The 17413-nt window shown below is 68.6% G+C and carries 17 protein-coding genes; 7 read left to right on the top strand and 10 right to left on the bottom strand.

Annotated features, from left to right (window positions below; translation table 11 throughout):
- Positions 1-399, top strand: a complete 399-nt coding sequence (locus tag ACHAA4_RS13005) for a hypothetical protein (RefSeq protein ID WP_435774607.1) — start codon at positions 1-3, stop codon at positions 397-399.
- Between the two features lie 248 nt (positions 400-647).
- On the opposite strand, the gene ACHAA4_RS13010 is transcribed toward ACHAA4_RS13005, so the two are convergent.
- The 7 genes from ACHAA4_RS13010 to ACHAA4_RS13040 all read right to left on the bottom strand — a co-directional run bounded on the left by ACHAA4_RS13010 (position 648) and on the right by ACHAA4_RS13040 (position 9367).
- Positions 648-1715 (bottom strand): phosphotransferase family protein, encoded by a 1068-nt coding sequence (locus ACHAA4_RS13010; RefSeq protein ID WP_435774608.1) that lies wholly within the window; start codon positions 1713-1715, stop codon positions 648-650.
- Positions 1712-2905, bottom strand: a complete 1194-nt coding sequence (locus ACHAA4_RS13015) for a phosphotransferase family protein (RefSeq protein WP_435774609.1) — start codon at positions 2903-2905, stop codon at positions 1712-1714. Before ACHAA4_RS13015 ends, ACHAA4_RS13010 begins: the two co-directional genes overlap by 4 nt.
- Positions 2902-4797, bottom strand: coding sequence for an ABC transporter ATP-binding protein (locus tag ACHAA4_RS13020; RefSeq protein WP_435774610.1), 1896 nt, complete (start codon positions 4795-4797; stop codon positions 2902-2904). The genes ACHAA4_RS13015 and ACHAA4_RS13020 overlap by 4 nt, the downstream gene beginning before the upstream one ends.
- A complete protein-coding gene (locus tag ACHAA4_RS13025) occupies positions 4794-6077 on the bottom strand; it encodes a glycosyltransferase family 4 protein (RefSeq protein WP_435774611.1) in 1284 nt (427 codons plus the stop codon). The genes ACHAA4_RS13020 and ACHAA4_RS13025 overlap by 4 nt, the downstream gene beginning before the upstream one ends.
- Positions 6074-7516, bottom strand: a complete 1443-nt coding sequence (locus ACHAA4_RS13030) for a glycosyltransferase (protein ID WP_435774612.1) — start codon at positions 7514-7516, stop codon at positions 6074-6076. The genes ACHAA4_RS13025 and ACHAA4_RS13030 overlap by 4 nt, the downstream gene beginning before the upstream one ends.
- Positions 7506-8864: a glycosyltransferase family protein gene (locus tag ACHAA4_RS13035; RefSeq protein ID WP_435774613.1), complete on the bottom strand. Its 1359-nt coding sequence runs from the start codon at positions 8862-8864 to the stop codon at positions 7506-7508. Before ACHAA4_RS13035 ends, ACHAA4_RS13030 begins: the two co-directional genes overlap by 11 nt.
- Before the next feature lie 122 nt (positions 8865-8986).
- On the bottom strand, positions 8987-9367 hold the full coding sequence (locus ACHAA4_RS13040; RefSeq protein ID WP_435774614.1) for a DUF1844 domain-containing protein: 381 nt from the start codon (positions 9365-9367) through the stop codon (positions 8987-8989).
- A gap of 66 nt (positions 9368-9433) precedes the next feature.
- Here ACHAA4_RS13040 and infC point away from each other — a divergent pair, with 66 nt between their 5' ends.
- The 5 genes from infC (at position 9434) to ACHAA4_RS13065 (ending at position 12528) form a co-directional block, all read left to right on the top strand.
- A complete protein-coding gene (gene infC, locus ACHAA4_RS13045; RefSeq protein WP_435774615.1) occupies positions 9434-10213 on the top strand; it encodes a translation initiation factor IF-3 in 780 nt (259 codons plus the stop codon).
- A 258-nt stretch (positions 10214-10471) separates the two neighbouring features.
- Positions 10472-10666 carry a 50S ribosomal protein L35 gene (gene rpmI, locus ACHAA4_RS13050; RefSeq protein ID WP_106123427.1) on the top strand — a complete coding sequence of 65 codons (195 nt, stop codon included), beginning with the start codon at positions 10472-10474 and terminating at the stop codon, positions 10664-10666.
- Between the two features lie 49 nt (positions 10667-10715).
- Entirely contained in the window at positions 10716-11096 is a 381-nt protein-coding gene (gene rplT, locus ACHAA4_RS13055) for a 50S ribosomal protein L20 (protein ID WP_036474094.1), read from the top strand.
- Between the two features lie 155 nt (positions 11097-11251).
- Positions 11252-12226 carry a TrmH family RNA methyltransferase gene (locus ACHAA4_RS13060; RefSeq protein WP_435774616.1) on the top strand — a complete coding sequence of 325 codons (975 nt, stop codon included), beginning with the start codon at positions 11252-11254 and terminating at the stop codon, positions 12224-12226.
- Positions 12223-12528: an RNHCP domain-containing protein gene (locus ACHAA4_RS13065; protein ID WP_435774617.1), complete on the top strand. Its 306-nt coding sequence runs from the start codon at positions 12223-12225 to the stop codon at positions 12526-12528. Before ACHAA4_RS13060 ends, ACHAA4_RS13065 begins: the two co-directional genes overlap by 4 nt.
- Positions 12529-12577: 49 nt before the next feature.
- On the opposite strand, the gene ACHAA4_RS13070 is transcribed toward ACHAA4_RS13065, so the two are convergent.
- Positions 12578-13186 (bottom strand): DNA-3-methyladenine glycosylase I, encoded by a 609-nt coding sequence (locus tag ACHAA4_RS13070; protein WP_435774693.1) that lies wholly within the window; start codon positions 13184-13186, stop codon positions 12578-12580.
- A 92-nt stretch (positions 13187-13278) separates the two neighbouring features.
- Here ACHAA4_RS13070 and ACHAA4_RS13075 point away from each other — a divergent pair, with 92 nt between their 5' ends.
- The gene (locus ACHAA4_RS13075; protein WP_435774618.1) at positions 13279-15408 is read left to right on the top strand and encodes a S9 family peptidase; all 2130 of its coding nucleotides are present in this window, start codon (positions 13279-13281) and stop codon (positions 15406-15408) included.
- Positions 15409-15770: 362 nt separating this feature from the next.
- On the opposite strand, the gene ACHAA4_RS13080 is transcribed toward ACHAA4_RS13075, so the two are convergent.
- Both ACHAA4_RS13080 and ACHAA4_RS13085 read right to left on the bottom strand, forming a co-directional pair.
- Positions 15771-16112, bottom strand: coding sequence for an acylphosphatase (locus tag ACHAA4_RS13080; RefSeq protein WP_435774619.1), 342 nt, complete (start codon positions 16110-16112; stop codon positions 15771-15773).
- 113 nt (positions 16113-16225) lie between these two features.
- Complete coding sequence (locus tag ACHAA4_RS13085; RefSeq protein ID WP_435774620.1) at positions 16226-17395, bottom strand: amidohydrolase; 1170 nt, start codon at positions 17393-17395, stop codon at positions 16226-16228.
- Between the last annotated feature and the right edge of the window lie 18 nt (positions 17396-17413).

Genomic DNA, 17413 nt, shown 5'->3' on the forward strand with positions numbered 1-17413 from the left:
GTGGCTCAGCTCGCCGCGGACGGGGCGGACCAGCTCTGGGCCGAGACGGGAGTCGACCAGGACTCCGGGGACGCCAGAGATGCCTGCTGGTACTGCTGCGGCGGTGCCGGGGCGACCGTGGTGGGAGCTGGGGTCGCCGGCGGGATGTACTCCTCGGGAGATGGAGCGCTTGGTGCCGGTGGGATGTACTCCTCGGGAGATGGAGCGCTTGGTGCCGGCGGGGCGGCGGCCTGGGACGGTGATGCCGTGGGGGTCGCGCTGGCACTCGCGCTTGGGCTTGGACTGGCACTGTCGTCGCTCGAGGCTTTCGTGGCGCTCGGAGAAGGTGAGGGAGACGGTGTGCTGGTGGGTGGGGTCTCGCTGGGTGAGGCCACTTCCATGGCCGGACCCAGGTCTTGAACCTGGTCAGGACCCGCCAGTTCCGCGACGGCCACCGTGCCGCCCAGCGCGACGATGCTCAGCGCACCCGTGATGATCCATCCTGACTGCCTGGACATGTCTCCGCGTCCTTCCGCTTCTGTGCTGTGATCAGTGAGTCTAGGATCACTGGGTCTGGGATCACTGATTCCAGGATCCCCGATTCTAGATCCTGACTCCATCCTCGGCCCTGCGGGTGAGCCCCCGGTGAGACCAGGATGAGAAGATTCTCATCCTTCTTCGGAGCTGGCGGCCTGCGCTCGCAGCAGCGCCGCCACGTGGCGATATCCCGGTCGCACCGCGTAGACACAGCCCAGCCGCAGCACTGCTGCTCGTTCGTAGACCGCGAGAGTCCGGGCCGGCACGCCAAGCCGATCAGCGGCCGCATCCACCGTGTGGATCACGGTGCGGGCCTCCTGTGACCCCCATAGTCCCTGCAGCCGACGGAGTCTGCCATGCGCCCGCAGATTGCCCAGATCCAGCGCGGGATCCGCGAGGCAGGCGGTGTCAACGTCGAGCAGGCCGGGGCCTGACTGTGGGTTCCACAGCAGCTGTTTGTCGTGGAGGTCCCGATGGGCGGGCCGCAGGGGCGCGTCGGGCAGCTGCCGCAGGAGGGCCCCCACCTCGTCCACCAGGGTCCCGAGCGGTTCGGTCGGGTCGAGATAGGGCGCGATCAGGCGCGCCCAGCGGCGCAGCACCTGCGCCTCCGCTTCGGCAGTGTGTCGTGGCATCGATGGGTCAGCTTCGAGTGCTCGGCACTGCTGATCTGAACCATCGGAGCCGGAGTCCGCGGTGAGTGCCGCCTGGGTCCAGGCGTTGAGCACCTCGGTCCAGGCGAGGTCCCAGTGGGGCGAAGACAGCAGTGCGGGGTCGTGCAGGCTCACGCCGTGAAGTTCAGCGAAGGTCACCGAGGAATCGTCCCGTGCCAGCACCTCCGGGGTGCGGAAGGAGTTCGCGAATGCTGCAGCTCGACTGACCCCCTCGAGAATCCCCGAGGCCCGGCCACGGCGCACCACCTTGATGAACTCAGCTCCACGACGGACCACGGCGCGCTTTCCGGGCCGGTGCGAGACCACAGTGCCTGACCCGGCGAGACGCTCCAGGGCTGGAAGTCGGGGGTCTGTGCCGGCGGGCTGCAGCTGGGCCCCGTCCTGGTACCAGAATCCCGCGCGCCGCTGACCGGCGTCCTCACACTCGATCGCCAGCCGGGATTCATCGGGCACCGGCCATGCGCGGGTGACCCGAAGCGTGCGGCCCGAGTGAGCAAGGGCCTCTGGTGGCAGATGCAGGGTCGTCATCGGTCGAGTGCCTCCTCACCGAGGGTCAGGGTTCGCTGCATGAGTTCGGGCCAGCCTGGTTTGCGGAGCCGGAAGGCGTCCGGAGCGGTGCTCAGCTGGGCATAGGCCTCCCAGATCGACGCCCGCGCCAGGTCCGCGGTGCTTCGGCTCATGTAGCCGGTCTGAAAGTCGTCGATCAGAGAATCCAGCTTCAGCCGTCGACAGGCGGCAGCCCAGCTGCCCAGATCACGCATCGGGTCGCCGGTGCCCGCCCGATCGAAATCGATGAGCCGGATCTTGTGGCTGCCCGGTGTCGCGAGGACCACCTGGTCGGGGGACAGGTCCCCGTGGACCTCCGCGGTGACACCGGGGCCCAGTGGCGAGAACCGTTCGTCGATCCGCTGGGCGAGGCGACGTGCACGGTGCCCGAGCCACGGCGCGACCAACGCGATCGCCGCGGCGCCTGATCCTGCTCGGACCGGGAGAGGATTCCGGTCTGCGCCCAGGGTGATCTGGTGCAGCGTGCCCAGTGCTGCTCCGGCGGTCGCTGCCGCGGGGCCGTGCGGGTGGCTGCTCAGATCTGCCCACCCCCAGAGCGGCGCACCCACGGCAGTGCCGCGGTCCCCGAGCGGACGGCTGCGCACGAGTGGCAGCCCCAGGTCCCGCCACCGCTGTGCCGTCTCCAGACTGATGCGGGTGGTGCTCCGGGAGGCGATACGGACGATCTTCGCACCGTGGCCCCCCGCCATGGGGGGCACTGCAGCCACCACTCGCCGGCGCGGATTGTGCCGCAGGATCTCCCAGGACTGGTCCGTTCCGGCTCTCCGGTCGATCGCCAGGCGAGCCTCGCGGAGATCCTTGGCCAGAACCGGATCCGCCCAGATGCTTCCGCTGAAGAGGAAGAGCTGGTCTTCAGCGTGCTGGAGGAAGGGGATCTCACCCTCGACGGCGCTGTCCGCAGCGCGGTGTCGAGCCTTGGTGAGCTTGTCCTCATCTCGGGTCAGCATCGCCCAACCGTGTTCGCCGTCGGCGGTGGTGAACGCGGCCACCACCGAATGCCCGGGTTTGATCCGTACCCGAGAGATCCCGACCTGTTGACCCAGCAGGGTGGAGAGCTCCGAGGAGTCCAGCAGGGTGCGCGCCCCGGGCAGCTCCACGGACTGGGCCGCCAATTCGTCGGCGTCGGTCCATTCTGGGTGCGGCTGGCTCATCGACTCACCTTCTCGATCCGGTCTGCCGCCACGGGTTCTGTCTCTGCGGCAGGGGGTTTTCCAGCCCCGGAATCCGCGGCCCCACGCTGGCTCGCCGCCCACTGGGCCAGCTGCGAGCCAGGATCAGCGAGCAACTGGGTGGGAGTGCCATCCTCATGGATGCGTCCGTCCTCGAGCCACAGGACCCGATCCAGGCCCTGGATCATGCTGAGGTCGTGGGTGATCGCCACAGTGGTGCGACCGCGGGTCAGTTCGCGGATCGAGGTCTCCACGACTCCGCGGGAGGCGGGATCCAGGCCCGTGGTCGGCTCATCCAGCAGGACGATGGGAGCATCGCGGACCAGGGCGCGGGCGATCGCCACACGTTGGCGCTGACCGCCCGATAGCGTGTCGCCGCGGTTGCCCAGCTCGGTCTCGTAACCCTCGGGCAGCGACATGATGAAGTCGTGTGCACCGGCCCGCCGGGCCGCCTCCTCGACCTCGATGTCGGAGGCGTCCTGCCGGCCATACCGGATGTTCTCCCGGACCGAGGTGCTGAACAGCACCGACTCCTGGAGCAGGACCGCGATGTTGTTCCGCAGGTCTGCCCGGGTGACGTTGCGTGCTGAGTACCCGTCCACCAGCACCGAACCCGAGTCCGGGTCCGCGAGTCGCAGCAGATACCCGGCCAAGGTGGACTTGCCAGCGCCGGAGGGACCCAACAGTCCCACACGCTGCCCGGCGGGGATGGTCAGATTCAGCTTCTCGAACAGCGGAGTGCCGCGGTGGTCCCTGGCACTGAGATTCCAGAAGGTCAGTTCGCCGGTGGCGCGTCCCAGGGGGAAGGGTCGAGCCGGGTCCTGGATCTCGATCTCTTCATCCAGCAGGTCGGCGATGCGTTCCCCGGAGGCGGTGGCGCGCGCGATCCGGCCGGTGTACTTTGCCATATCGCGCAGCGGCTTCATCGCGATCTTCAGGTACATCAAGAAAAGCACCATGTCTCCCGGGGTCATGGATCCCTGGAGGACCTGCCACCCGCCGAGGCCCAGGACGACGGCGGTGGAGATCCCCACCAGCAGATCGGTGGAGCGCTCCAGCTGGGCGGCGAGCCTGCGGGCCTTGATCCCGGCCGTGAGCGCCTTGGCGTTTCCTGCGGCGAATCCCGTGGCTACGGTCTCCTCCAGGCCATAGGACTGCACAACCCGGATCGCACCGAGCGCCTCAGCGGCATCTCCGACAAGTCGACCTTCGCCCTTGCGGGTGGAGCGGGAGGCGGAGGTGATCTTGGGGCTCAGGACCCGACTGAACAGCAGATACCCGGCCCCGGTGAGCAGCACGATGATCGCGAGCAGCGGGTTGAGGATCAACACCACGATCAGCAGCGTGATCAGCGTCAACAGGTTGCCGACCATCGGGAGGCCGGCGGTGACGGCGACCTCCTGGAGCCGACCCATATCCCCGACCAGGCGCTGAGAGGTGTCTCCGATCGAGGCGGTGGAGTGATAGCGCAGCGAGAGCGCCTGGATGTGGTCGAAGACCCTGGTCCGCAGCCTGGTGGCCACCTTCACCCCGGTCTTTGCGAAGGCGATGGTGGAGGCATAGCTGCAGAAGGCGCGTCCTCCGACGATCAGCGCCAGCGCGAAGGCCCAGAAGACGAGCATGCCCTCGACGTTGTGGCTGGAGTCGATGGTCTCGTTGATCTGGGCGCCGAGCGCCTCGGTGACCGCGTCGACTGCGAATTTCACCGGCCAGGGCTCGAGCACGCGGAACGCGACGTCGCCCAACAGGGCCACCAGCCCAAGGATGATCAGCAGCTTGTGCTCACCCAGGTGGGGCAGCACCATGCGCAGGGTGCGTCGAAGCCCTTGTCGGTGCAGCGTGCGTGAGGACTTGGCCTCGGCTCGTCGACTCATCGCTGTGCCACCTTCTGGGTCGGGACCTGCGCAAGCACGCTCTGCGCGCGCATGACCCAGCTGTGCTCGCGCTCGACGAGCCTGCGCCCGGCGGCGCCCATCTCCGCCCGCCGCGAGGAATCACCGATCAGGTCCCTCATCGCTTCCGCCAGAGCCTCGGGGTCACCGGGCGGCACTGTGATTCCGGCAGACATGGCCGCGGCTGGATCGCCGTCCTCGGGTGTGCCGACCGCCTCACCTCTGCCGTCGAGCAGCTGCGGCAGCTCGCCGAGCGCCGACGCGATCACGGGGAGCCCTGCGGCGAGGTATTCATAGACCTTCAGTGGAGAGAAGTAGTGTTCGGCCTCATTGCTGGGAGCCGGGTAGGGGGCGGTTGCGATGTCGAGGTCTGCCAGCAGCTGCGGCACCTGCGCCGGTGACACCGGGCCGGTGAACTCCACGCGCTCGCCGATGCCCAGCTCGGCGGACAGGGACTCCAGCCGCAGACGCTCAGGCCCCCCGCCGATGATCCGCAGCCTCGGTTCTGGCTCCTCCCCGAGGATCAGGGCGAAGGCCCGTAGCAGCAGATCCGTGCCGTGCCAGGGCTTCAGGGTGCCGAGGAAGCCGATGGTCACTGCGGGCTGCGACGGCGCAGCGCCACTCGGGTGCTGCCGGTCCGGACGCGGAGAGGTGAACCGCGCGGGATCCACACCGTTGGGGGTCACCCGCACCCGTGGGGTCCGGTCATCGGTGCCGGCATCGTCGGCGAGCACCTGTCGCGCCCATCCGGCCACCGGCGCAGACACACAGGAGAGCAGGTCGGCCTGGGCAAAGCTCTCGCGGGTGGCGCGCTCCGCGGCGGACTCGTCATGGAGGCTGCGGTGCACCTTCTGTTCGCTCAGCAGCGGGGCATTGACCTCGAGCACCAGCGGGGCACCGCCGCGTCGCCGGGCGTCCGCGCCGGCGGTGGAGAACAGCGAATACCGCTCGTAGAGCAGATCGAAATCGCCCTCCACGGCCAGCTCGGCCATCCTGACGGCGACGCCGACGACGGCGGCCTCCCGCGCGGCGGCGCCCTTGACTCCGGAGACCGGGAGCACGAACACCGGCAGGTCAGTGAGGTCCGCAGGCACCGAGACGGTGCTGGGGTCACCATGCCTGTCCCCGCGTTTGGTGCAGAACACCGTCACCTCGTGCCCCAGGGCGCGGAAGGCGCGGATCATCTCCTGGGCATGCACGCTTGCCCCCTTGGACCCGAAGATCCCGATGCCGGGATCGGGGAGCAGATATCCGATTCTCATACTGACTCCTGCACTGCGGTGGGCTGGTTCTGGGCTGCGACGGGCTGGATCGGGGCCGGCTCGTGCGGGGGTGCGACAGAGCGGGCCTGTCCTGCCGGGAGGAGGTCCTGCGAGGCCGGGGACTCGGGGTCTGCGACCAGGGCATGCAGTCGTCCGGCCTGGCCTGCGGAGTCGAAGCTCCGCTCGATCATGGTGCGTGCCGCGTCGAGCATGTGCAGGTGATCCGGGTCGTCGGAGACTGCCTCGGTCACCGCGGCGGTGAGAGCCTCGACGTCCCCGGAGGGCACCAGCCATCCGGTCTGACCCGTGCGCACCACCTCACCCACCGCGGTCACCTCGGCGGCCACACAGCGGATGCCGCGCGCCATGGCCTCGAGCAGCACGGTGGGCAGGCCATCGGCGTTGCCGTCGGCGCCAACGACGAACGGGGCCACGAAGACATCGTGTGAGCCCAACAGCTCGCCGACCTCCTGCTGGGTACAGGGTCCCAGCAGTCGCACACGGGAGCTGAGGCCGGCGTCGTCGATCTGGCGCTGCAGCTGATCCCTGAGCGGTCCGTCCCCGGCGATGTCGGCCTGCACGTCCAGGCCGGACTCCCGCAGCCGGGCCACTGCCGCGATGAGCAAGTGGAATCCCTTCTTTTCCACCAGGCGTCCGACGCCCAGCAGCCGTGCGGGACCCTGCGAGCCCGCGGCCGGGGGTGCGCCGATGGACGCCGGTGCGCCGTCGAGCCGCGGGGCGAACGGGAAGCGGGAGAGTTCCAGGCCGTTGCGCACCAGGTGCAGCCGGGTGGTCGCGGCGGGGAAACGAGTGCGCAGATCCTCGAGGTTGTAGCCGGAGATCGTGACCACGTGATGGGCGTCCGCGAGCTTCGCTTCGAGCTCGTTCTCATCGACGTCTTCGTGGAAGATGTCCTTCGCATGCGCCGTGAACGAATACGGCAGGCCGCTGATTCGCCCGGCCAGCCGCGCCACGGTGGTCGCGATCGAGGCGAAGTGCGCATGCAGATGCGTGACCCCGGCGTCCCGTGCGGCGCGGGCAAGTGTGATGGCCTGTGCGGCGTCGTCGTGTGCAGCCTCGAGAAGATCCGGGAGGCAGCGCTGCATCCCCGCGAGCAGCGTCGGGAACTCGGCGGCGAGGCCCAGCTCCGTCCAGAGGCGCGTGGGGGAGGAGTGGCGCGGGACGTGGATCACCGGAGCCTTCACCCGGGCCAGCTCCGGATGGAAGCGGGCATCCGTGGTCGGGCGCAGTGAGAAGATCACGATCTGCTCCCCGGCGGCCTCACGGGCCAGGATCTCGGAGACCACGAAGGTCTCCGAGAAGCGCGGATACATCTTCAGCACGTAGCCGATCACCGGGACGCGCGCGGATCGGGCGACAGCTCCTGTCGGGCCGGGAACGGTCTCGAGACGACCCTCATCGGTGTTTTCAACGGGCATGGAAATCGAACCTCGCTTCGGCAGCTGGGGCAGACAGGGGGGTGGTGGTGGGAGCCGCTGCATGTGCCGGGCGGGCCGGGCCAGAGGGTGCGGCTGATGGCACGGCAGCTGTCGCAGGCCGCGGTTGGGGACGGAGCATCCCGAGACCCGGCCGGGCAGTCGAGTGTCTCCGCGAGGGTGGACCCAGGGCGAGCTCAGCGGCGGCCAGTGCGCCGATCCTGGTGAGACCGTCCAGGTCCACAGCGCCACGATCACAGCGCCGGACCACCGCTTCGGCGAGCCACCGGCTCAGCGCCTCCGCGTTGAGGTCCTCCAGCGCCAGGGTGTCGACGGCGCCCACGGCGGCCAGTGCGTGCGCTCGACGTGGCTGCTCGGCCCGGCGGGCGGCGCGTGGGACCAGCAGCGCCGGGGTGCGGGTGGCCATGATCTCGGCGGTGGAGTTGTACCCCGCCATCGAGACGACGGCGGCCGCCTCACGCACCAGCTGGGGGACATGCGGGGCCAGCCGGGTGACCTGGATCTGGGCTGCGTCGGGAGAGGCCGCCACGGCCAGCTCCACGCTGTCATGGTCCGTCGAGGGCATCTGGGGTCCGGTGAGGATGATGTGCCGGTGCCCGGCCGGCACCCGAGCCTGCGCGGCGGCGAGTGCCAGCCGGCCGCCGTCGGACCCTCCACCGACCATCGAGAGCACATAGGGCTGCGGCGCGCGGACGCTGGAGTCGGAGAGCTCGTCGGTGGGGCGTCCGCGGCTGAGGTAGCCGGTGAACCGGGTCCGGGTAGCCAGCGGCTGAGGGATTTCGCCGCTGCTGATCGGGTTGTAGACCGATGGGTCCCCGTACACCCAGACCGCGTGGTAGAACCGGGCTGCCGCCGAGGCCCCGCCGATCTTCTCCCACTCGGCCTGTGCTGCAGCGGGGGAGTCCAGCACCTCGCGCATGCCGAGCACGCAACGAGTGCCCTGGGAGCGCAGCCACTCGAGGGAGTCCAGCAGCTCCCCATCGACGCCGAAGGGGTGACGGTCGGCGATGAAGAGATCTGGCGACATCGCCTTGATAGCTGCAGCGGCGGTGGAGCGGCGAAGCGAGGAGAGCCGCTCGTTGCTCACGTCGAGGCTGCGGGAGGCGTAGCCCTCAGCGGTGCGGGTGAATCCGGGGAGGACCAGCCAGTCCCAGCCCGCGGGCAACGAGTCGGCCGTGGCATCGGGGTGCCCGGCGATCAGCAGGCCGCGCACCGGCTGGCCTGTGAGTCTCGGCAGGTCTGCGGCGAGAGCGTGGGCCAGAGCTCGGTTGCGGCGGGCGTGGCCCAGGCCGACCGAGTCGTGCGAGTAGAGGACTGCGGTGATGCTCATGGAAGACCATATTGGTCATCGCAGGTGAAGCAGTGATGAGAGCAGGATGAGAGTCTCTTCCGAGTTCTCTCATCCTGCTCTCATCTGGTTCTCATAAAGGCCTCAGAGCCTCATGGAGGAGATCAGTTGACCGGGCCGGTCCACTTCTCGCCGGGACCCTTGCCGGGAGCGTCCGGGACGGTGGACTCTTCGCGGAAGGCGAGCTGCAGCGAACGCAGCCCGTCACGCAGCGGCGCAGCGTGGGTCGAGCCGACCTCGGGCGCGGCTGCGGTGATCAGACCGGCAAGTGCAGTGATGAGCTTGCGGGCCTCGTCGAGGTCCTTGAGCTCCTCCGCCTTGGGGTCATCGGCGAGACCGGTCTTCACGGCGGCGGCACTCATCAGGTGCACCGCCACGGTGTTGATCAGCTCCACCGCGGGGACCTCGGAGATGTCGCGGGAGCGCTGGTTGACGGCCTGGGCGACATCGGAATTTTCGGCGTGGTTATTCTGCTCACTCTGCATGCTGGTAAGCTTGTCACAGTCTCATCGGCCGCGCTAAACGCGCTCAACACGGCGATATCCGCCCAGTTGCGCACAGAGCGCGGACTGACCGATGACTCCCCATTCACCGAATTCCTCACAACAGGAGCTAGACAGATCAGCGAACCACGCATCAACGAACGCATCCGCGTACCAGAAGTCCGCCTTGTCGGCCCCCAGGGGGAGCAGGTGGGCGTCGTGCGGATCGAAGACGCTCTGCGTCTCGCCACGGAGTCCGATCTGGATCTGGTTGAGGTCGCGCCCCAGGCCAAACCTCCCGTCTGCAAGCTGATGGATTTCGGCAAGTACAAGTACGAAGCAGCGGTCAAGGCTCGTGAGTCGCGGAAGAACCAGAGCACCACGGTGCTCAAGGAGGTCCGCTTCCGACTCAAGATCGATGACCACGACTACAACACCAAGGTCGGGCATGCCCGCCGCTTCCTGGAAGCCGGTGACAAGGTCAAGGCCATGATCCAGTTCCGCGGTCGCGAGCAGCAGCGACCCGAGATGGGTGTTCGCCTCCTGCAGCGCTTCTCTCAGGACGTCGCCGATCTCGGCGCCGTGGAATCCTCCCCGCGCCAGGACGGCCGCCACATGGTGATGGTCGTCGGCCCGCTCAAGACCAAGGCTGAGGCCAAGGCGGCGGCGAAGAACCAGGCCAAGAAGGAGGAGCCGGCCGAGGCTGATGCCGCGGCCGAGGCTCCCAAGGTGAAGAACGAGCGCCGCTCGCGGAAGAACGCGGAGCGCCTGCCCACGGAGAAGAAGGACGCGACGCCGCTCTCGAACTCCATGGCCGATTATCTGCCGGATGAGCTGAAGAACCTCTAGAGGCCTTCTTTCCTCCCGGTGAACCCGCGCACCATTCTCATGACGTAGACTGGTGCGCTGGTTTGTGTGTCAGCTCCGCAAGGCGCTGTCACCACCACCCAAAAGGGGTCCGAAGCGTGGACCCGTGTCGCTGTGCAAGCAGCCTCGGCCACGCTCAGACGACCCACCTCTGCGCCGCCGCGTCAGCTGGATGGGCTTCGGCTCGCCGCTGGAGAGCACAGGCGTTGCAGGTCCGAACGACATAAGGAGAACGGCACCATGCCGAAGATGAAGACCCACAGCGGGGCCAAGAAGCGGTTCAAGCTGACCGGCTCTGGCAAGCTCAAGCGCCAGCAGGCCAACCGTCGCCACTACCTGGAGCACAAGTCTTCACGCCTGAAGCGCCGCCTGGCCAGTGACCAGCTCGTCACCAAGGCTGACGAGAAGCGCATCAAGCGGATGCTGGGCATCTGAGCCTCAGCACTTTCATCACCGAAGACTTTAAGACTCAAGGAGATATCACGTGGCACGTGTGAAGAGGGCCGTCAATGGCCACAAGAAGCGCCGCAAGGTCCTAGACAGGGCCTCCGGCTACCGCGGACAGCGCTCACGCCTTTACCGCAAGGCAAAAGAGCAGCTGCTGCACTCGTACGTCTATAACTACCAGCACCGCAAGAAGCGCAAGGGCGATTTCCGTCGCCTGTGGATCCAGCGCATCAACGCTGCCTCCCGCTCGCACGGCATGACCTACAACCGCTTCATCCAGGGCCTGAAGGCCGCTGGCGTCGAGGTTGATCGTCGCATGCTGGCCGAGCTGGCCGTCTACGACGCCAACTCATTCGGCGTCCTGGTCGAGACCGCCCGCAAGGCGCTCCCGCAGGACGTCAACGCCGCTCGAGTCTGACTCGATCCGTGTGGCCGAAGGCGCCGTCTCCTCACCGGGGGCGGCGCCTTCTGCATGCCAGCACCACGTCGCGACCGCGGCACCTCACGGCCTGACCACCCCCGGCACCACCTCCGGAAGTATGAGCAGTTCCCACAGCAGGAGAAGAGAGAATCATGTCCCAGCAGATCGACCCCGAGCTCGTCGACAACCCGAAGTCTGACCGCGTCCGTCGCGTGGCGGCTCTGGCCGGCCGGTCCGCGCGGCAGAAGCAGGGACTCTTCCTGGCCGAGGGGCCCCAGCCGGTCCGCGAAGCACTCACCATCTGGCTGCGCCAGTGGGAGCAGGAGCTGGGCCCGCAGCCCTTCCCCGGGCTGGACGCGCTCTTCTTCGACCCCGCCGCGCTGGAGCGTCACCCCGATGTGCTCGCGCTGCTGGACCGGATGCGCGGGGTGCTCTTCAACCCTGAGACCCAGCTGCCCTCGAACGCGCGGCCATTCCTGCGCGAAGCCACCCCGGAGGCGCTGCGCGCCATGGGCGACGCCGAGACCTCCCAGGGCATGCTCGCCGTCTGCCGGATCCCGTCGGTCAGCACCGCGCGCGAAGCGCTGGATGCACAGCTCGAGAAGGTCGCGGCAGGCACCGGGCAGGTCGCGGCGATGCTGCGGCTGCAGGACCCCGGCAACGCCGGCACGATCATCCGCACCGCAGATGCGGCGGGCGCCGGTGCCGTGGTGCTCTCCGCCGGAACCGTCGACCCGTGGAGCCCCAAAGTCGTCCGGTCCGCCGCCGGCTCACATTTCCACGTGCCGATCTTCACCGGCATCGACCCCGCAGATCTGACCGAGGCGGCCCGCGCCAAGGGCTTCCAGGTGCTCGCCGCCGATGGACGGGGCGAGACCCAGCTCGCCGAGCTGGCCACGTCCGCGGCTCCCACGCTCTGGCTGTTCGGCCATGAGGCGCACGGACTGACCCACGCCGAGCGTGAGCTCGCCGATCAGCGCGTGGCGATCCCGCTCTTCGGGGCCGCCGAGTCCTTGAACGTGGCCACCGCCGCCACGGTGTGCATGTACTCCACCGCGATGGCTCAGCACGCGCGCCCCTCCGAGGCTCCGGCGACCGACGCCGGACCGAGCGCGCCCACGGCATGAGCAGGGAGGCCGAGAACACCGGCTTCGACTGCATCCACTGCGGGCAGCCGATCCCCAGGCAGCTCGGTGGCAGCTATCGGAACCACTGCCCACGCTGCCTGTACTCTCGGCACGTCGACATCACCCCCGGAGATCGCGCCGCCGACTGCGGGGCCGCGATGGAACCGGTGGGCGTGGACCACACCGGCAAGAAGGGCTTCCTGCTGCTGCACCGCTGCACGCGGTGCGGGCAGGTGGACCGGAACCGGCTCGCCCCGGACGACGATATGGACCGCGTCATCGAGCTCCAGCGCCCGCACTGAGTCCGCGGGCCCGGGTCACCAGAAGCGTGGGTCACCAACGGAGCTCGGCTCAGCCGGGCTGGTTGGTGAAGGACACCCCGGACGTCCCCCGGCGGTGGGAGCCGAGAAGGTGCGTGTCCACCATCCCGATGGCCTCCATCAGCGCGAAGGCCGTCGTGGGCCCGACGAACCGGAAGCCCTCGGCCTTCAGCCGCTTCGCGAGCGCCTCGGACTCTGCCGATCTGGTGGGCACCTGTTCCATCGTCTTCGGCGCAGGAGTCTGCTCGGGCTTGAACGACCAGATCAGCGCCGAGAGGCCGCCTCGGTCCCGCAGCGCCAGAGTCGCCCGCGCGTTGCCGATGGTTGCGCTGATCTTGCCGCGATGACGGATGATCCCGGCGTCCTCGAGCAGCCTCTGGATATCGGCCGCGGTGAAGTCCGCGACCAGCTCAGGATCGAATCCTGCGAAGGCCGCCCGAAAATTCTCCCGCTTGGTCAGGATCGTGGACCATGAGAGCCCGGCCTGGAAGCCCTCGAGGCTGAGCCGCTCGAAGAGCCCGCGCTCGTCGCGGATCGGCATGCCCCATTCGGTGTCGTAGTAGCGGCGCATCATCTCGCTGCCCAGCGCCCAGGGCGTGCGGGGCAGGCCGTCGTCGCCGGTCACGGGCCCGGTCGTCATCTCAGAGGTCACCCGACCAGGGTATCGCTGTCCACCACGCCGGTAGTTGCACAATGCAACCATGCAGTGATGGAGGCTGGTAGAACAAGGTCATGACACAGTACAGTTCGCGCATCTTCTCTGATCTGGACCATTACGTCGCCCATCCCCGCCTCAGCGGCCTGACGCTCAGTCCCGACGGGTCACGGCTGGTCACCACGGTCTCCACGGTCAATGCGGCCGGGGACGGCTACAGCGGGGCGCTCTGGGAGGTCGACCCCAGCGGCAGCCGCTCCGCTCGGCGCCTCACCCGCAGCGCCAACGGCGAGTCAGCTCCGGCCTTCTCCGCCTCAGGCGATCTCTATTTCACCTCGGCCCGCTCGGGGGAGAGCGCCGAGAAGAAGGGCTCCGCGCTCTACAAGCTTCCCGCCGAGGGCGGCGAATCAGTGCTGATCCATCGCCGACCTGGAGGCGTGAGCCAGCCCCACTGCGCCCAGCAGGCCGAGGTGGTCCTGCTCAGTGCACCGCTGCTCCCGGGTGCCCGCACCGAGGATGAGCACAAGCAGCTGCACACCCAGCGCGACGAGGCCTCCGTCAAAGCGATCCTGCACACCGGGTACCCGGTGCGCTTCTGGGACCGCGATCTGGGCCCGGCACGACCGAGCCTTTTCGCCCTGGAGCACGCGCCCGCCGCGGAGGGCGCGGAGTCTGCGTCGCCAGAGTCTGAGTCCGAGTCATCGGCATCCGACGACGACGGCGCGCCCGTCTCGGGAGATTCTGAGCAGACGATCCTGCGTCACCTCACTGAGGGGCTCGGCGCGCGGTTCGGCGATGAGGTCCAGCTCAGCCCTGATGGCAGCGTTGCGCTGATCGGCGTCACCGTGCCCGAGGCGCGGGCCGGTCAACGCACCGCCCTGGCAGTCGTCGACGTCGCGACCGGTGAACACCGGATCATTGCCGACGAACCCGGCTTTACCTTCAGCGCGGGCGTGATCAGCCCCGATGGTCGGACCGCCGCCGTCGTGCGTTCCGCCCAGCCGACTCCACAGCGGGCCCCGCAGCCCCAGCTGCATCTGCTGGAGCTGCATACCGGCGCGCTGACCCGGCTCGCTGAGCAGGCTGACCTGTGGCTGAGCCCCGCGGCCTGGCTGCCCGACGGCTCCGGCCTGCTTGCGCTGGCCGATCAGGACGGACGTGGTCCGGTCTTCCGCGTGGATGCCTCGACCGGAGCGGTGCAGCAGGTGACCACCGAGGACGCGACCTACTCCGCCGTCGTCGTGCACCCGGACGGCGGCACCGCCTACGGGGTGCGCTCGAGCTACGCTCACCCGGAAGAAGTCGTCTCCATCGACCTGACCACCGGGGAGACCACCCGGCTGCAGAATCCGCAGGTGCGTCCGGAACTGCCCGGCAGCCTGACCGAGGTCACCGCGACCGGGACCGACGGGGCGCCGGTGCGCGCCTGGCTCGCGCTTCCCACAAAAGCCTCCGCGGGTCAGCCGGCACCGCTGTTGCTGTGGATCCACGGTGGACCGTTGAACTCCTGGAACGCCTGGACCTGGCGCTGGAACCCGTGGCTGATGGTGGCGCAGGGCTATGCGGTGCTGCTGCCGGATCCGGCGCTGTCCACCGGGTATGGGCAGGACTTCGTCCAGCGCGGCTGGAACTCCTGGGGCGGACACCCCTTCACCGACCTGATGGCGATCACCGATGTCACCGAGGCGCGGGAGGACATCGACGCCACCCGCACCGCGGCGATGGGCGGCTCCTTCGGCGGGTACATGGCGAACTGGATCGCCGGGCAGACCGACAGGTTCTCCGCGATCGTCACCCACGCATCGCTGTGGGCGCTGGACCAGTTCGGCCCCACCACGGACATGGCCTCCTACTGGCGCAACGAGCTCGACGCGAAGATGGCGGCCGAGCACTCGCCGCACCTGCATGTGGAGAAGATCGTGACGCCGATGCTGGTCATCCACGGGGACAAGGACTACCGGGTGCCGATCGGGGAGGGCCTGCGGCTCTGGTACGAGCTGCTCGCGAAGTCCGGGCTGCCCGCAGACGAGGACGGGCAGACCGCCCACCGGTTCCTCTACTTCCCCGACGAGAACCACTGGGTGCTCAGCCCGGCGCACGCGAAGATCTGGTACCAGGTGGTCTCTGGCTTCCTCGCCGAGCACCTGCTCGGAGATGAGCCCGTGCCGCCCGCCGAGCTGGGGCTCACCGTCCCCGCCGCAGGGTAGCGGCACGAAGCACGGCCCCGGTCCGATGACCAGGGCCGTGCTTCGTGATTTTCAGGTGTGCTTCGGCCGGGTCAGCTGACGGCCGGTCCCTCGAGCACGTCGATGCCGAAGCGGTCGGCGAACTCCGTCAGGGTGTCGGTGTCGGGGACGCCCGCCCCCCCCCCCCCCGGCATCACCAGCGACTTCTCGTGGTCGCCATCCGGGGTGGCTCCGACGGCGCTGATGAGGTGCTCGATGCTCAGTTACCCCTTGACCTTGAAGGCTCCCAGCTCTGCGGCATCCAGGGGGCCGTCCTGAGCTGAACCCTGGACCACCGGATCCTCCCGACCACATGTCTGGTGTCGTATCGCGTCAGACCAGTATCAGCGGCGGATCTCGAAGCCCGCCTGGGGCAGTGAGGCCAGATCCTGTTCGGTGGCTTCGCGCTGCTCGACGTCGGCCACGTCCGCGGCTTCGGGGCCCTTTCCGGCCCAGCGCAGCAGCGCATCCACTGCGGGCCCGTCCCCACCGACGAGCAGCTCCACCGCGCCGTCGGAGGTGTTCCTCACCCAGCCGATGAGTCCAAGGTCGTCGGCCTCGGCCTTCGCCGCCGCGCGATACGCCACCCCCTGCACCCGACCGGTGATCTGCGCGTGGGTTCCGGTCGTGCAGCCCGAGGGAGCAAGGGGCTGGTCGGAATCGGGCGAGGAGAGGGGCTCAGTCATGCGCCCAGTCAAACATCCTCACGGGTCAGCCACCAGGCCCCGGCCCCCTCGGGTTGAGGGGACCGGGGCCTGGTGACTCGCCGATTCCGCGCCCGGCGCAGATGCGGGCGGGATCAGGCTGCGGCGTCGGCCGGCTCGTGGGAGAAGACCAGCTCCCCGTCGATCCAGGTGCGCTGGACCCGGTTCCTGGTGTCCAAGGGATCACCGGACCAGATCGCCAGATCGGCGTCTTTGCCGGGCTCCAGGGTCCCCACGCGATCCGCCACCCCGAGCACCTCGGCCGGATTGATCGTGATCGCGCGAAGCGCCTCCACCGGGTCCATGCCTTCGCGCACCGCGAGGGCCGCCTGGTGGATCAGGAACTCGATGGGCACCACCGGGTGATCGGTGATGATCGAGACCTTCACTCCGGCGCGGGAAAGGATGCCAGGGGCCTTGGGGCTGCGGTCGCGGACCTCCACCTTGGAGCGCGAGACGTTCATCGGCCCGTAGAGCACCGGGACGCCGCGTTCGGCGATGACGTCGGCGAGCTTATGGGCCTCGGTGCCATGGTCCAGGACCAGCTCGTAGCCGAACTCGTCGGCCAGGCGCAGCGCGGTGGCGATGTCATCGGCGCGGTGGCAGTGCTGCCTCCACGGGATCTTGCGGTCGAGCACCATTGCCAGCGCCTCGGAGACCAGATCGCCCGGTCGGTCTGCAGGATCCTTGGCCTGCCAGTTCTTGGCCTCGGTGAAGGCCTTGCGGATGGTCATCGCCACTCCCAGCCGGGTGTTCGGAGTCTGCTTGCGCTCCCCATAGACCCGCTTGGGGTTCTCACCCAGGGCCGACTTCAGGCCCGAGGGGGAGCGCAGCACCATCTCGTCGACGATCCGGCCCTGGGTCTTCAGCGCCACGGCGAGTCCGCCGATGGGATTCGCCGACCCGGGATTCACGTTGACCGTGGTGATGCCGGCGGCCCGGGCGTCGGCGAAGCCGATCTCCGCCGGGTTGATCGCGTCCAGCGCGCGCACCGCCGCGGTCACCGGATCGGTGGTCTCGTTGACATCGGCCCCGGCCCAACCCTCACCCTCCTCGTGGACACCCAGGTGCACGTGGGCATCGATCAGTCCGGGCAGCACCCAGCCTCGGCCAGCATCGATGACCTCGTGCCCGGCGGGGTGATCCATGTCCGCCCCGAGGGCCGCGATCTTGCCCTCGGTGATCACCAGGGAGCCGTCGAACGGCTCGCCGCTGATGGGGAGGATATGGGCATTGCTGATGACATAGTTTCTTTGAGCAACCATGTGGTGACTCTAACGCAC

The sequence above is a fragment of the Nesterenkonia maliinae genome (assembly GCF_051262655.1).
Lineage (GTDB): Bacteria > Actinomycetota > Actinomycetes > Actinomycetales > Micrococcaceae > Nesterenkonia.

Coding starts and splice junctions, on each gene's coding strand:
- ACHAA4_RS13070 (WP_435774693.1), bottom strand. CDS start 13,186: ATGACGACCGGGCCCGTGACCGGCGACGACGGCCTGCCCCGCACGCCC.
- ACHAA4_RS13020 (WP_435774610.1), bottom strand. CDS start 4,797: ATGAGTCGACGAGCCGAGGCCAAGTCCTCACGCACGCTGCACCGACAA.
- ACHAA4_RS13085 (WP_435774620.1), bottom strand. CDS start 17,395: ATGGTTGCTCAAAGAAACTATGTCATCAGCAATGCCCATATCCTCCCC.
- ACHAA4_RS13025 (WP_435774611.1), bottom strand. CDS start 6,077: ATGAGAATCGGATATCTGCTCCCCGATCCCGGCATCGGGATCTTCGGG.
- ACHAA4_RS13060 (WP_435774616.1), top strand. CDS start 11,252: ATGTCCCAGCAGATCGACCCCGAGCTCGTCGACAACCCGAAGTCTGAC.
- ACHAA4_RS13080 (WP_435774619.1), bottom strand. CDS start 16,112: ATGACTGAGCCCCTCTCCTCGCCCGATTCCGACCAGCCCCTTGCTCCC.
- ACHAA4_RS13030 (WP_435774612.1), bottom strand. CDS start 7,516: ATGCCCGTTGAAAACACCGATGAGGGTCGTCTCGAGACCGTTCCCGGC.
- ACHAA4_RS13010 (WP_435774608.1), bottom strand. CDS start 1,715: ATGACGACCCTGCATCTGCCACCAGAGGCCCTTGCTCACTCGGGCCGC.
- ACHAA4_RS13035 (WP_435774613.1), bottom strand. CDS start 8,864: ATGAGCATCACCGCAGTCCTCTACTCGCACGACTCGGTCGGCCTGGGC.
- ACHAA4_RS13065 (WP_435774617.1), top strand. CDS start 12,223: ATGAGCAGGGAGGCCGAGAACACCGGCTTCGACTGCATCCACTGCGGG.
- rpmI (WP_106123427.1), top strand. CDS start 10,472: ATGCCGAAGATGAAGACCCACAGCGGGGCCAAGAAGCGGTTCAAGCTG.
- ACHAA4_RS13040 (WP_435774614.1), bottom strand. CDS start 9,367: ATGCAGAGTGAGCAGAATAACCACGCCGAAAATTCCGATGTCGCCCAG.
- ACHAA4_RS13015 (WP_435774609.1), bottom strand. CDS start 2,905: ATGAGCCAGCCGCACCCAGAATGGACCGACGCCGACGAATTGGCGGCC.
- ACHAA4_RS13075 (WP_435774618.1), top strand. CDS start 13,279: ATGACACAGTACAGTTCGCGCATCTTCTCTGATCTGGACCATTACGTC.